Source organism: Nostoc sp. DSM 114161 (assembly GCF_052692665.1).
In genome coordinates, this window is sequence record NZ_CP195141.1 from 3,299,768 (window position 1) to 3,313,078 (window position 13,311).

Below are 13,311 nucleotides of genomic sequence, written 5' to 3' on the forward strand. Positions count from 1 at the left end.
AACTTACCTAAACCCTACTGCTGCTTGCCAAACGAAAGCGAGCAACAAAAAGAATACGGGAATAACTGGGAGAACATCGACTAAAGGATCGAAGATTTGGTAAGCTTCAGGCAGTTTTGCTAATAAAAGTGCTGCTTCCATGTTTGTTTAAATCCACCTATCCAACACAGCGTTAATAATTGAGAAATATCTTAACATGGTTTGGTCATTGGTAATTTGTCATTAGTCATTGGTCATTGGTCATTAGTCATTGGTCATTAGTCATTGGTCATTAGAATGTTGACTATTGACTGAAAAGTTACGAGTTATTCTTGTCTCCCTTATCCCCCTTGTCTCCCTCATCTCCTCATCTCCTCATCTCCCTCATCTCCCCATCTCCCCATCTCCCCACTCCCTCAAGCCAGTGACCAAATTCTGTGGTAAAGCGATCGCTTAATATTGCTTCTCTAATATGCTGCGTAAAGCGAATTAGTTCAGTAATGTTGTGAATGCTTAACAAGGTGTAAGCTAAAATCTCTTGCGATCGCACTAAATGAGATACGTAAGCACGGCTGAAATTTTGACAAGTGTAGCAAGGACAAGTTTCATCTATAGGCGCAAAATCTTCACGAAACTTTGCATTTTTCAAATTCCAGCGATCGCCTTGAACTATTGCCGTCCCATGTCTAGCCCAGCGCGTGGGAATTACACAATCAAATAAATCTACACCGGAGGCGATGGCGATCGCCATTTCTCGATAAGTACCTACACCCATCAAGTAACGTGGTTTTTCGGGGGGTAGAAGTGGTGCTGTGACTTTGACAATCTCAGCCATCAATTCTGGTGGTTCTCCCACGCTCACCCCACCAATGGCATATCCCGGCAAATCCAACTTAGCCAAAGCTTCAGCCGCACGACAGCGCAAATCTAAATATACGCCTCCCTGTACAATCGCAAATAACGCTTGATCGGTGCGTTGATGAGCTGTTATGCAGCGTTCTAACCAGCGGTAAGTGCGATCGGTAGCAGTTTCTACCTCTTGGCGAGTAGCGGGGTAGGGCGGACATTCATCAAATGCCATGATCACATCTGCCCCTAAAGTATTTTGAATTTCAATGGAGCGTTCTGGTGTTAAATTAATAATTTGCCCATCATGGGGGGAACGAAAAGTTACGCCATCTTCAGTAATTTTCCGCATCTCACTTAAACTAAAGACCTGAAACCCACCGGAATCTGTGAGCATCGGCCCGTTCCAACCCATAAATTTATGCAACCCACCACCTCCAGCAACGATCGCTTCTCCTGGTTGTAGGTGAAGATGATAAGTGTTCGATAATATCATCTGTGCCCCAGTATCTCGTAGCTGAGAAGGGGTGATGGTTTTGACATTTGCTAGTGTCCCCACTGGCATAAATCTTGGGGTTTCTACAGGGCCGTGAGGGGTAAAAAACACTCCTGCTCTAGCTTTTGTCTGACTACAGCAAGCAAGACATTGAAATGAAAAATTGGCACTCATACCATTTTGAATTTTTGAAGATGCGCTTATAGAACTTACGCAAAACTACATGATGTAGGGGCAATTCACGAATTGCCCCTACATCAATAAAGCGCAGCCTTACATAAAATTTATATAACAGTTACACTTCCAAGTTACATATTCTGGGGTTAAGACCGTCCTTTGTCGGTTGTTATTCACTAATGACCAATGACTAATGACCAATGACTAATGACAAAGCACATCCCCCATGAGTGTTTTAGCTTAATTTAGAAAGAATCAGAACAGTCATCGTCAATTTCTGCATCCCATCTAGCTGAAAGTACTTGCTCCATCATCGCTTCTATGGCGCTGACATTGAAGCTTCGTTCTCGTCGCTCTTGCAGAGGGGTTGACCGAGGAATCAACCTCAGACAAACTCCTTCTTGCATCAAATCAAAATAAGTTTCTTGTTCCGACGATTGTTTGAGTTCTAAATAGTCAAAACTACAAACATTCAAATATAGTGCGTGGTTAGCCACTAAGGTAGACCTTTGCGGGTTGGCAAAAACCTCCATCACATCCCCTTCACCCTCGCTCAGTACCTTATCTTCTTGGGTGTAGATGTAGTGGACTCGACCTAAATCTGTCAGCAATCGCCGCATGTCGAGCTTATTCACAATGATGCCCGCGTTCACAATGCACGGAGCTGGTATGCTGGTGTCGGGTAGATGGTGACTCATAGGGAAATAGCGATTGAGCTACGGAGAGTAGAAAACATAGGCTAAACAGTCATATTGAATAGCTTAATTTACTCCCTAATATTTTAAAAAATATCATTTGTGGGGCAATCGTCTATTGACAAGCGTCTACTTCTTAGATAGCAATAGACTTTTTTCAGTGGTTGATTACCGTTTCCACTATTAGCATTTTACCATGTTGAGGCTTTCTTAAAATCTGCGTTAGTGGTAGATATCCTCCAATTTAAAGATGTGGAGTTTTGCACCTATCGCGCGAGTCGAAAATCTCAACTAAGTTCCTAGTTAACTAATACAAAACACGAATTTTGCTCCTTGATGCAATTGTAATGTTTTTAATCAACCTAGTTGTATAAAATGGTACTGTTAAGCATTGGACTACCACTGAGAACAGCATAACAAAATTTTCAGGGATAATCTCTAATGGAAGTAAATCTTATTTAAAGCTTTAAAGTCTCCAGATGTGATTTCTACTGAAACTCAGACTGTTATCGAGCAATTAACAATGTAACTCAAATGATGAAACAGCAACAATGGTGGAAAAACCTGCTGTTCGATCTAGCAGCGAGTATTATATTTTACACAGTTATTCCCCTGCCGTATTTGAATGGATTAGATTTTCGGGGAGTGGCGCGTCTTGCTTCAACTGTAGGGTTGATAATTGGGGGAATTTTAGGGTTAGTAGATACGGTGACGAATTACATTGGTATACCAGTGCTAACTCGTAGTGCGTTAGTAGTCAGTCTTTGGATTGCCATAACTGGAGGACTGCATTTAGATGGGGCAATGGATACTGCCGATGGTTTAGCAGTGGGCGATCCAAATCGGCGATTGGAGGTGATGGCAGATAGCGCCACAGGTGCCTTTGGGGCAATGACCGCGATCGCCTTAGTACTATTAAAGATAACAGCCTTAACGGACATACCAGAAAACCGTTGGCTGGTATTGATAGCTGCTTGTGGTTGGGGACGCTGGGGACAGCAAATAGCGATCGCCCGATATCCTTACCTAAAACCAACTGGCAAAGGTGCCTTTCACAAACAAGCCATTCGTTCTTATAAAGATTTGTTACCAGGATTTTTGTTGCTGTTGAGTTTGAGTGCTTTAGTGTGGCTGATGGATAAACAGCAGTTATTTTTGCCAATAGCAATGATACTTACTGGAAGTGCGATCGCCACTTTCACAGCCGCCTGGTTCAACCACAAATTAGGCGGACACACAGGAGACACCTACGGCGCAGTCGTCGAGTGGACTGAAGCCCTATTTCTCTGTGTGTTGACTGCTGTAGGAGGTTAGGAGTTAGGAGTTAAGAGTTAAGAGTTGTGAGTTATGAATTTTTAACTGTTTACTCCTCACTCCTCATTCCTAACTCTTAACTTCACTTCATTTAATCGGTTGCAATTTCGTCACCTTGAGTTTAAAAGCCCCAACCCCAGTTTCTCCAAAAGACCGGACGCGGATAACATAAGTCCCTGTTTCTGCGATGCGAGTAAATAGTAGAGAATTGCTACTACCATCAGGGCCGTCATCATTTTCTGCTAAAGTTGAACCATCAGGTGCTAGCAGCGTGATAATGCTATCAAAGCTTTCGGACGATAGATCGACTGCTAAATTATCGCCCTTATCTAGCTTGACTGTGTAATCGCGGGCAAATCCACCTTGACCTGTGGGAATGTCTTTGTCTGAAAGGCTATCTGAAAATTCAGTACTGTTAGATAAGGGAATTGGACTATATAACTTATTTTGAGCCAAGGCTGCACTTGCACTTGTAACTATTGCCAGCAAGGTGGCAGGAATAACGATCGATTGTTTTAAACCCGCCGCAAAAGCTTTATCCATAAAATTTCAAGCTATTTTTCCGCAAAATTAGGGTAGATTGGTCAACTCATACACTTTTGTGTCCAAGGTTGCCCATTAATTCTGGATTGATTCGTCTTTGACGGTAGTGGCTACTGCTACTAATCCTAAGACCACAATTCCATACTCACGAAGTGTTTGCACAGCAGATCTGGCAGTAGCACCAGTAGTATAAATGTCGTCCACTAAAAGTACTGGGACATTTGGAGGACTATGGCGAAATTCTTGCCCAACAGCAAAAGCTTCAACCAAGTTTTGTTCTCGCCCAGATACCGACAAACCAAATTGGGCTTGAGTTTGTCGCACTCTTGTTAATCCATTTAGTTTCAATTTTAATCCAGTTATTTCGCAGAAGCTTTGTGCTATTAAGGCAGCTTGATTGTATTTACGTTGATGCAGCTTGCTAGCGTGAAGCGGGATGGGAACTACCACGGTCTGGCTATTTCGCTTAGGTGAATTCAATAACCAAGATTCTCCTAACCATTGCCCCAAAGGACGGGCTATTTGGGGTTGATTTTCGTATTTCATCACCGCGATCGCCCTTTTGACTATACCCTCATACTTACCCCAACAAAATACTGGTAGTGGTTCTTTCCACAGAGAAATTGAATCTTGACGTTGACATTTTTGCAATTGTCTAGCACAGTTGTCACAGATTTCTTGGGAAGTTGAACGTTGGCACAGTGGGCAATGGGATTGGAGAAAAAGATTAAGTAACCTTGTAAGATTTTGAGTCAATCTGTGCATTTAGAATTGTCCTTTGTCATTTGTCCTTCGTCATTTGTCCTTTGTGATTTGTCATTTGTCCTTTGTGATTTGTCATTTGTGATTTGTCATTTGTTCTTTGTCCTTTATTGGTTAACAATGACCAATGACCAATGACCAATGACCAATGACCAATGACCAATGACCAATGACCAATGACCAATGACCAATGACCAATGACCAACGACCAATGCCCTATGCCCCATGCCCAATGCCCAATGACTTAAAATAAACGCGATCGCAGCGTTTTGTTTCTATTCCTGTTGCTGGTTTGTAGCCGTTGCTTTCATACAGCTTGACTGCTTCTACTAAAACGCTGGCAGTTTCAATCCAGATTTGCTCAAAACCACGTTCTGCGATCGCTTCTTCTAGCTGTTGTAACAAATATTTCCCCAATCCTAAACCCCTAATGCTCGGCAAAAGATACATTTTGCGGATTTCTACGGCTTTTTTGCCACGTTGGACGGGGTAGTATGCCCCAGTTCCTACTAACTGACTTTGGTGTTCAATTACCCAAAACTCGCCCCCAGTGTCTAAATAAAATTCCTCTACTTGCAGCACATCTCGGTCAGCACCGTTTGGTTCCCAACCCAAACCGTATTCTGATAATACATAATTGATTACTTGGGCAGCTCTAGTGCGATCGCTTTGTACCCAATCACGAATTAAAAAGTCTTGATAATATTTTTTCATACCATTTGCTGGTAAAGTTTACACAGAAAATTTTTCTGCCTCTATATCCCAATTTACTCAGCAAATAGCTTTTCTGGGAGATTTTAGTTCTCAGCCTTGCAATTATCTGACTTCTCTACACCTGGAGCGCTTGTGTATGATAAAGCAGATTGCAAGATGAACTACATAACCATAGTCTCAAAAGTCGCTGTGCAGATTCCGACTTCTTGAAGAAGTCGGGGATCTAAATCTGGGTTAAGTAAGTGCCATTCGTCCTTACAGAGAGGGAAGGCGGCGCCATCAAAGCAAAAACAGGCAAAAACAAAAGGAACATCAAGTGTTACCCGTTCCTTCTTAATCCCCAATTCTGAATTCTGCTGTAACTGTCATCGGTAATGCTAAAAATTCCTTAAAAACCTCACCACTCGTTGCCAAATTGCAGGTGACTTTCTATTACTCTTATTACTTTGGCTCAAATCTGATAAAGTGGGAAACGATGCAGATTGAGCATAAGGCCCATTTCGCAAAACTTTCGCTAGGGCATGATTATTTTCTCGTAACCCTTCATAAAAAAAGAATACTTCACCTTGAATACCAACTTGCCGATTGTATTCAATTGCCTGTACCAAATATTCTGGACTAATACAATAATTACCAAGCTTCATCAAAATTCCTGGCGCTAACTTTGACAAGTTTGTATCAGCAAACTGTTGAGTTACCAGTGTATCGGCGATCGCCTGATAACTACTAAAGTCACGGCGATAAATCTGCGGGCTAATTATATCAACTATTCCCCGATTGAGCCATGTGGGGGAGTCTTGCAGATATTCCACAAAAGCCCAATCATGAATATTAGGTGCGATCGCTACTAATAAATTAGGATTTACTGCTTTCACTTGCTGATACAGATGCGCCCAGAAATCAGTGAGAATATCTGCCCGCCACTGTAGCCATTGTGCATCCTTGAAATTTGATGGCGGATCGCGATGGAATTCCTGGCGATAGCGTGTTAGAGTTAGCTCATCGTAGCCACCTTCAGAGGGGAATGCTGGCAAGCGATCGTCCCCTTGGATACCATCAACATCATAATTTTTGACAACTTCTAGTACTAAGTTCAATAGGAATTCCTGCACTTGTAGGTCTAGGGCATTCAACCACTCAAAGCCGTTTTTGTTGAGTAAATTACCATTGCGATCGCGCCCAGCCCATTCTGGTTTTTTCTCTAAAAGAATACCACCATTCAAATTGTAGGAACTGGCAAAACCATATTCAAACCAAGGAATAACTTTCAACCCAACTCGCCGCGCCTCTACCACCACTTCCTCTAAAGGGTCGCGTCCTACAGACATGGGGTCAATTTCAACTCCAAAATTCTGTAGCATGGTTTGACTGGGATACAAAGTTACTGCCTGATTCCAAACAACAGGAAACACGACATTAAATCCCGTCTCAGCAAGAAAATCCATTGCCTGGGCAATACCTTCCTTCGATCTGAGAACTTGACTAGCAGTAGTGGTCAGCCAGATACCACGGGTTTCGATTATTGTCATTTTCAGAATTTAGATATCGTGGTTCCCTAACGATACAATTTTAGACCTATGGGGTAGTGGTTGGTGTTGGTGTTGCAGTTCCAGGATTAGCAATGGAACGAGCCTCTTGCAAGTGTTCTTGGAGAGCTGGTAGCGTTTGAGCCGCGAATGCTTTCAGGTCTGTATCTTGTCCCTGTTGAGCTTGGTTTTCAAATGCAGCGACATCCTTTTGATGAGCTTGAACCATTTGGTTTATATATTCGCGATCGAATTGGGCACCAGAAAGTTTAGATAAGCGTTGGCTGAGTTGCTTATTTTCATTGTTGAGAGTTTTTGGCAGCGTTACACCTTTTTGAGTTGCTAACTGTTGGAGTTGATTGTTCACCTGTGTATGATCTTGAACCATACGCTGTCCAAACTGCTTTACTGAGTTGCTAGCTGCACGTTCTGACGCCAGTTGTCCTAGTTGAACTTCTGCCAAACCATCTTGAGCCGCTTCATTTATAAACTGTCTGTCTAATGAACTGAGGTTATTTTGTCCTGGTGCAGTTGGTGATGGTGACGGACTTTCAGTCGCTTGTACAGGCTCAGTTCTAGTAGGTGGAACTTCAGATGTTGTATTCTGGTCATGCGGGGTAGTTGGCGTGCAACCGGCGGCCACAGATAAGGCGATCGCCGCTAGACCAGTAGACAATATTTTGAAGTTAGGCATAATCAATCTTCTCCTTGGATGAAGCTGTATTATAGAAAGCAAAATTGCAGCAATTCAGAATGTAAAACTTAGCTATGCATGAGTGTTAAATGCGATCTTTGGTGTTGAAGATATAAAATTGAAATCGCCAAACACAAAAAAGCTGATTAATTAAACTCAGTCTCAGATATACAAGTGCAGATTGCATACTAAAAAAAATGTTCTCTGAAAATACCTATCCTGCGGCTGAAGTTTTTTTTACCCAAAATAGAAGTCTTTATAACTGAAGAGGGTTCCCAAAACTGAAGTAATTTGTATTAGGTTGAATAGGCGATCGCCTTTTCCTTTGATACTCAAGGAATAAAAGCCATCTCTTAGCGATCGCTCGTAATACTAGGATTAATCATATCAAGCTAATTCTCAGAAAAATTGCTATCTTACTACTGTCTTTCAATAGATGTTGTCTGGCTGAAAATTATCTTAGATGTAATATTACTCTTGATAAAATTTAAATTCTATTAATTATGTCTGTAATACAAGCTTCTTGGCAACACGAATACATAACTACCAATGGGATAAAGCTACACTACGTTACCCAAGGTGAAGGGCCATTGATGTTAATGTTGCATGGATTTCCTGAATTTTGGTACTCTTGGCGGCATCAAATACCACAATTTGCCCAAGATTTTAAAGTCGTTGCTCTTGACTTGCGGGGTTACAACGATAGCGATAAACCAACAGATAAATCAGCTTATGTGATGGATGAATTTATCAAAGATGTTGAGGGAGTAATTAAAGGATTAGGATACGAAGAATGTGTTTTAGTTGGACATGATTGGGGAGGAGCGATCGCTTGGAATTTTGCCTATGCTCATCCCGAAATGATAGAGCGATTAATTATCCTTAACCTACCCCATCCTGCCAAATTTTCCCAAGGTCTACGCACTCCCCAACAATTGCTACGTAGTTATTACATATTTATTTTTCAACTTCCATTGATACCAGAATTAATTTTACAATCTTCAGATTTTAAAGTAATTGAAACAGCTTTCCAAGGCACAGCATTTAATAAAAATGCTTTTACACAAGCAGATATTAATGCCTATAAAGACGCTGCTGCAAAACGCGGTGCCCTCACAGCAATGTTGAACTATTACCGCAATATTTTTGAGCAGAGAATCCTCAATCCAAATCGGGGAATCTTGGAAGTACCAACCCTAATGATTTGGGGAGAAAATGATACTGCCCTTGGTAAGGAACTCACTTATGATACCACAGCCTATGTCAGGGACTTTCAAATCAAATACATCCCTAACTGTGGCCATTGGGTGCAACAAGAAGAGCCAGAATTGGTAAATCAGTATATGGCTGAATTTCTTAAAACTGAGGTTCAAAGTATTAGTTAAGCTAACCTACCTACACGTTATATTTTATTCTCAAAAGATTTCTTAGTCATTAGCCATTAGTAATTACTGATTTGTAAAGGACGAATAACAAATAAGCTGTTCCACATTTAACTTGCATAATTAGGGCGGGCTTTTCGACCCGCCCCACAAGAGTTGTATTAAATTAGATCGGGAATTACGCAAAATATCTCTCAAACTCTCATTTCTCCGTGAACTCTGTGCCTCTGTGGTAGCCTGCGGCAAGCCGCTCCGCGTCTACCTTTTTACGTGACTCGTGCGTAAGTCCTATAGATATGTAAACTAGATGTTGAACAGCTTAATAAAAGACAAATCAAAAGTGCAAATTCTGTAGCAAAATCCTTTAGAGTGCAGAAGTTTCTGACCATCAGAACTTTGTAACAGAGGACAAATAACCAATGCCTAATGACAAAAGGCAACCTCACAAATCAATGTGCAACTCAAAGGTTAATTTTTCAAGTATAAATACCTATTTATCTAGGACAACTTTGCTGATTGGTGTAAGAATTTCAAAAGATTTAACACTAATTTAACGGCAGCGGATTTTCCAGGTTTATTCCCGTAAAATAAGCAAAAATTAGAAGAAATAGGATTTTTTATTTTTTCCTCATCCTTGCTTCCTTAACACAATAAACTTTCCAGGTCAATCTGGAACCAGAAGAAGTTTGGTGAGATAATAGAAGTGTGAGGTAAAGAACGGACGCAACTTGAATAATCAAGGGGGAAAATTATGAAACTCCAGCTATTAGCGGCCACAGCCTTAGCAACTCCCCTATTTTTTATTAGCTCGGTTAGAGCTGAGAATCCGCAGGACTTACAAAAGCTGCTTTCGACTGGGGAATGTATCCAGTGCGATTTATCGGGAGCCAACCTTAGTGGCGCTCATTTAATTGGTGCTGACTTAAGAGGAGCTAAACTTCAAGGAGCCAACCTTGTAGAGGCAAACCTCGAAGGTGCGGACTTGACTGATGCTAACTTGGCAGGTGCTAACTTAACATCAGCTTATGTCACCAATGTGAATATGAAGCAAGCCAATCTCAATGGCGTAAATTTTACTCGCGCTACAATTCATGATTCTAATGTGTATAAAGCATCAATGAACGATCTCAATCTCACTGATGCCGAAATATTTAACACTGGAATCGGTATTGGTGGAGAAGATGCCGAGATTCCCGATTGGAAATAGACTTAACTCATTAGGTAGGTTCCAATAAACATAACTTAAGTTTTCGCGGATTTTAATCACAGAAACTAGTTATTTGCAAGCATTTTCCTGAGACCTGCCCTTACAAAAATATGTAAGATAAATAAAACCTCTGCCTTGTAGTTACTTCACTCTGATAAAGGCAGAGGATTTTTTTTATGAAAAATAGATTTACAATTAGTCATTATTGTTTAATAACTGTCTTAAAAGTTTTAACTATCTCCCTTAACTGTCTTAACTGTCTTAACTGTCTCCTTAACTGTCTTAACTGTCTTAACTGTCTTGTCAGTTTTCAATTTTCGATTTAAATATTTGCTTAATTTGTTGATTTTATGTATTGCTTTTTTTCTCTAACTGTGAAAAAGTTTGATTGTGCAAACAACGCAACAATAAATATTCGAGAGTATGTAGATATGGGATATGCAATCCTTTGAATTACAGGATGTTTATATGCCACCGCAAGGTCAATAACTATGGAGTGGTGGCCCAACATTTCTTCAAAAGTGATTTGCACAAAAAATGCCAATTTAACACAAATTAAATCAAGACAATGACCTGAAACTGATAGGTTTAAACAAACAATGAGTTCAAGCAACCAACCTTTTGAGTTGCCAAGTTTTTATGTACCTTGGCCGGCAAGGCTAAACCCAAACTTGGAAGCGGCACGGGTACATTCTAAAGCTTGGGCTTATGAAATGGGGATTTTGGGCGGGGCAGAGGGATCGGAAGATTATGGAATTTGGGACGAGCGCAAGTTTGATGCCCATGACTATGCATTATTGTGTGCCTATACTCATCCAGATGCCGATGAAGCTATGCTCAATCTGGTAACTGACTGGTATGTTTGGGTATTTTTCTTCGACGATCACTTCCTTGAGCTTTACAAGCGTACCCAAGATACGGCGGGAGCTAAGAAGTATCTGAATGGGCTACCAGCATTTATGCCTGTGCAGCCCCAAGAAACGCCGCCAGAACCTACTAATGCCGTAGAACGGGGTTTAGTAGACCTCTGGGCCCGTACTATCCCCAATGCTTCCCAAGATTGGGTAATCCGATTTACTGAGAGTACTATCAATCTTCTCAAAGAATCTCTCTGGGAACTGGCCAATATTAGCCAGAATCGAGTCGCTAACCCCGTTGAGTACATTGAAATGCGCCGTAAGGTGGGGGGAGCGCCTTGGTCCGCTAACTTGGTTGAACACGCGGTTAGGGCAGAAATTCCGGCAGCGATCGCCCGCACGCGACCCTTGCGTGTCCTCAAAGATACCTTTTCTGATGGCGTACATCTGCGAAATGACATCTTCTCCTACCAAAGAGAAGTAGAAGAAGAAGGAGAAAACGCTAACTGTATCCTGGTCTTAGAACGATTCCTGGGTGTGGGTACCCAAGAGGCGGCGAACCTTACTAACGACTTACTTACATCTCGGGTGCAACAGTTCGAGAACACCTTTGTTACTGAGCTTCCTTCCTTGTTTGAGGAATATAGTCTGACTCCTGATGAGCGTCTGAAAGTAGTTCTATATGCCAAAGGACTTCAAGACTGGCAGTCGGGGGGTCATGAGTGGCACATGCGATCGAGCCGCTACATGAACCAGACATCAGACAAATCTTCCATAGCAAGCTTGTTTTTAAGCGGCCCCACTGGGCTAGGCACATCGGCAGCCCGTTTAAGAGGCTTATACGATAGTTTGGGACTAAAACGCTTCCAAAGCTTTACCCATGTTCCCTATCAGCCTGTAGGGCCCGTAACCTTGCCTGAGTTTTATATGCCCTTCTCGACCAGTTTGAATCCCCATCTACAAGAGGCTCGACGGCATTCTAAAGAATGGGCGCGGCAAATGGGGATGCTGGACACACTGCCAGGGATGCCCAGCATTTACATCTGGGATGACCACAAATTGGATGTGGCAGACGTAGCTTTATGCGGTGCTTATATTCATCCCAATGGTAAGAGTGATGAGTTGAACATAACGGCTTGTTGGCTAGTTTGGGGAACTTATGCTGATGACTATTTCCCAGCACTGTATGGTTATAGCCGCAACATGGCAGGGGCGAAACTCTTTAATGCTCGGTTATCGGCGTTTATGCCCCTTGATGGGAGTCCCCCTCCCGAAGCGACTAACCCAGTCGAACGCGGTTTAGGGGATATTTGGGCAAGAACGGCAGGGCCGATGACAGCTAATGCTCGTCGTCTGTTCCGGCGTGCGATAGAGAGTATGACGGAAAGTTGGTTATGGGAACTAGCTAACCAAACCCAAAATCGAATTCCCGACCCCATCGACTATGTGGAAATGCGCCGTAAGACCTTTGGCTCCGATTTAACCATGAGCCTGTCTCGACTTTCCCAAGGGGACGAGATACCACCAGAGATCTTCGCCACCCGAACCATGCAGGGAATTGATAATTCAGCCGCTGACTTCGCCTGTTTAACGAACGATATTTTTTCTTATCAGAAAGAAATCGAATTTGAGGGCGAGATTAACAACGGCGTGCTGGTGGTTCAAAATTTCCTGAACTGCGATATCCCCCATGCTGTCGCAGTTGTTAACGACCTGATGACCTCCCGCGCCCTTGAGTTTCAACATATTGTTGCTACTGAAGTTCCTGTTTTATGTGATGATTTCGGTCTGGATACAAGTGCCCGAAAGAAGTTGTACGGATACATCAAGAAACTAGAGCAGTGGATGTGTGGGGTACTCAAATGGCATAGGGCGGTAGACCGCTATAAGGAATTTGAATTGCGGAATAACTCAAACGAAAAACGGTTACTCCAACAGCCCACAGGCTTAGGCACTGTCACTGGCCAGCAAACAACTCAAACCAATGTTCAGCCAGTAGTGCAGAACTTACCGAGCGGCCCGACAGGGTTAGGGACTTCAGGTATCAAAATCGGCTCGTTGTTAAGAACAAAAGATTAGCTCAATCTGAGTCGGTGGTCAGATAAAACTTGGTTTTTTT

12 protein-coding genes are annotated in these 13,311 nt (G+C 42.2%); 4 read left to right on the forward strand and 8 right to left on the reverse strand.

Features of this window, described 5'->3' with window-relative positions:
• Positions 1 to 3 precede the first annotated feature (3 nt).
• The 3 genes from NSTC745_RS14510 to NSTC745_RS14520 all read right to left on the reverse strand — a co-directional run bounded on the left by NSTC745_RS14510 (position 4) and on the right by NSTC745_RS14520 (position 2,196).
• On the reverse strand, positions 4 to 141 hold the full coding sequence (locus NSTC745_RS14510) for a photosystem II reaction center protein K (RefSeq protein WP_006195022.1): 138 nt from the start codon (positions 139 to 141) through the stop codon (positions 4 to 6).
• 205 nt (positions 142 to 346) lie between these two features.
• Positions 347 to 1,495, reverse strand: coding sequence for a tRNA guanosine(34) transglycosylase Tgt (gene tgt, locus NSTC745_RS14515; protein WP_445637763.1), 1,149 nt, complete (start codon positions 1,493 to 1,495; stop codon positions 347 to 349).
• A gap of 248 nt (positions 1,496 to 1,743) precedes the next feature.
• Positions 1,744 to 2,196, reverse strand: coding sequence for a hypothetical protein (locus NSTC745_RS14520; protein WP_096540876.1), 453 nt, complete (start codon positions 2,194 to 2,196; stop codon positions 1,744 to 1,746).
• A gap of 531 nt (positions 2,197 to 2,727) precedes the next feature.
• On the opposite strand from NSTC745_RS14520, the gene cobS reads away from it, so the two are divergent.
• A complete protein-coding gene (gene cobS / locus NSTC745_RS14525) occupies positions 2,728 to 3,507 on the forward strand; it encodes an adenosylcobinamide-GDP ribazoletransferase (RefSeq protein WP_445637764.1) in 780 nt (259 codons plus the stop codon).
• Between the two features lie 87 nt (positions 3,508 to 3,594).
• Here cobS and NSTC745_RS14530 read toward each other — a convergent pair whose 3' ends face one another.
• The 5 genes from NSTC745_RS14530 to NSTC745_RS14550 form a co-directional block, all read right to left on the reverse strand.
• Complete coding sequence (locus tag NSTC745_RS14530; protein WP_096540870.1) at positions 3,595 to 4,050, reverse strand: PPC domain-containing protein; 456 nt, start codon at positions 4,048 to 4,050, stop codon at positions 3,595 to 3,597.
• Positions 4,051 to 4,125: 75 nt separating this feature from the next.
• Complete coding sequence (locus tag NSTC745_RS14535; RefSeq protein ID WP_445637765.1) at positions 4,126 to 4,815, reverse strand: ComF family protein; 690 nt, start codon at positions 4,813 to 4,815, stop codon at positions 4,126 to 4,128.
• A gap of 213 nt (positions 4,816 to 5,028) precedes the next feature.
• The gene (locus tag NSTC745_RS14540; RefSeq protein ID WP_445637766.1) at positions 5,029 to 5,526 is read right to left on the reverse strand and encodes a GNAT family N-acetyltransferase; all 498 of its coding nucleotides are present in this window, start codon (positions 5,524 to 5,526) and stop codon (positions 5,029 to 5,031) included.
• A 377-nt stretch (positions 5,527 to 5,903) separates the two neighbouring features.
• Positions 5,904 to 7,055, reverse strand: coding sequence for a glycoside hydrolase family 10 protein (locus tag NSTC745_RS14545; RefSeq protein ID WP_445637767.1), 1,152 nt, complete (start codon positions 7,053 to 7,055; stop codon positions 5,904 to 5,906).
• 46 nt (positions 7,056 to 7,101) lie between these two features.
• Entirely contained in the window at positions 7,102 to 7,746 is a 645-nt protein-coding gene (locus NSTC745_RS14550) for a DUF4142 domain-containing protein (protein ID WP_445637768.1), read from the reverse strand.
• Positions 7,747 to 8,249: 503 nt separating this feature from the next.
• Here NSTC745_RS14550 and NSTC745_RS14555 point away from each other — a divergent pair.
• The 3 genes from NSTC745_RS14555 (at position 8,250) to NSTC745_RS14565 (ending at position 13,271) form a co-directional block, all read left to right on the forward strand.
• Positions 8,250 to 9,131: an alpha/beta fold hydrolase gene (locus tag NSTC745_RS14555; protein WP_445637769.1), complete on the forward strand. Its 882-nt coding sequence runs from the start codon at positions 8,250 to 8,252 to the stop codon at positions 9,129 to 9,131.
• A gap of 748 nt (positions 9,132 to 9,879) precedes the next feature.
• A complete protein-coding gene (locus NSTC745_RS14560; RefSeq protein WP_096540853.1) occupies positions 9,880 to 10,335 on the forward strand; it encodes a pentapeptide repeat-containing protein in 456 nt (151 codons plus the stop codon).
• Positions 10,336 to 10,934: 599 nt separating this feature from the next.
• Complete coding sequence (locus NSTC745_RS14565) at positions 10,935 to 13,271, forward strand: family 2 encapsulin nanocompartment cargo protein terpene cyclase (protein ID WP_445637770.1); 2,337 nt, start codon at positions 10,935 to 10,937, stop codon at positions 13,269 to 13,271.
• Positions 13,272 to 13,311: the final 40 nt, after the last annotated feature.

Coding starts and splice junctions, on each gene's coding strand:
- NSTC745_RS14560 (WP_096540853.1), top strand. CDS start 9,880: ATGAAACTCCAGCTATTAGCGGCCACAGCCTTAGCAACTCCCCTATTT.
- cobS (WP_445637764.1), top strand. CDS start 2,728: ATGATGAAACAGCAACAATGGTGGAAAAACCTGCTGTTCGATCTAGCA.
- NSTC745_RS14555 (WP_445637769.1), top strand. CDS start 8,250: ATGTCTGTAATACAAGCTTCTTGGCAACACGAATACATAACTACCAAT.
- NSTC745_RS14540 (WP_445637766.1), bottom strand. CDS start 5,526: ATGAAAAAATATTATCAAGACTTTTTAATTCGTGATTGGGTACAAAGC.
- NSTC745_RS14565 (WP_445637770.1), top strand. CDS start 10,935: ATGAGTTCAAGCAACCAACCTTTTGAGTTGCCAAGTTTTTATGTACCT.
- NSTC745_RS14535 (WP_445637765.1), bottom strand. CDS start 4,815: ATGCACAGATTGACTCAAAATCTTACAAGGTTACTTAATCTTTTTCTC.
- NSTC745_RS14520 (WP_096540876.1), bottom strand. CDS start 2,196: ATGAGTCACCATCTACCCGACACCAGCATACCAGCTCCGTGCATTGTG.
- NSTC745_RS14510 (WP_006195022.1), bottom strand. CDS start 141: ATGGAAGCAGCACTTTTATTAGCAAAACTGCCTGAAGCTTACCAAATC.
- tgt (WP_445637763.1), bottom strand. CDS start 1,495: ATGAGTGCCAATTTTTCATTTCAATGTCTTGCTTGCTGTAGTCAGACA.
- NSTC745_RS14550 (WP_445637768.1), bottom strand. CDS start 7,746: ATGCCTAACTTCAAAATATTGTCTACTGGTCTAGCGGCGATCGCCTTA.
- NSTC745_RS14530 (WP_096540870.1), bottom strand. CDS start 4,050: ATGGATAAAGCTTTTGCGGCGGGTTTAAAACAATCGATCGTTATTCCT.
- NSTC745_RS14545 (WP_445637767.1), bottom strand. CDS start 7,055: ATGACAATAATCGAAACCCGTGGTATCTGGCTGACCACTACTGCTAGT.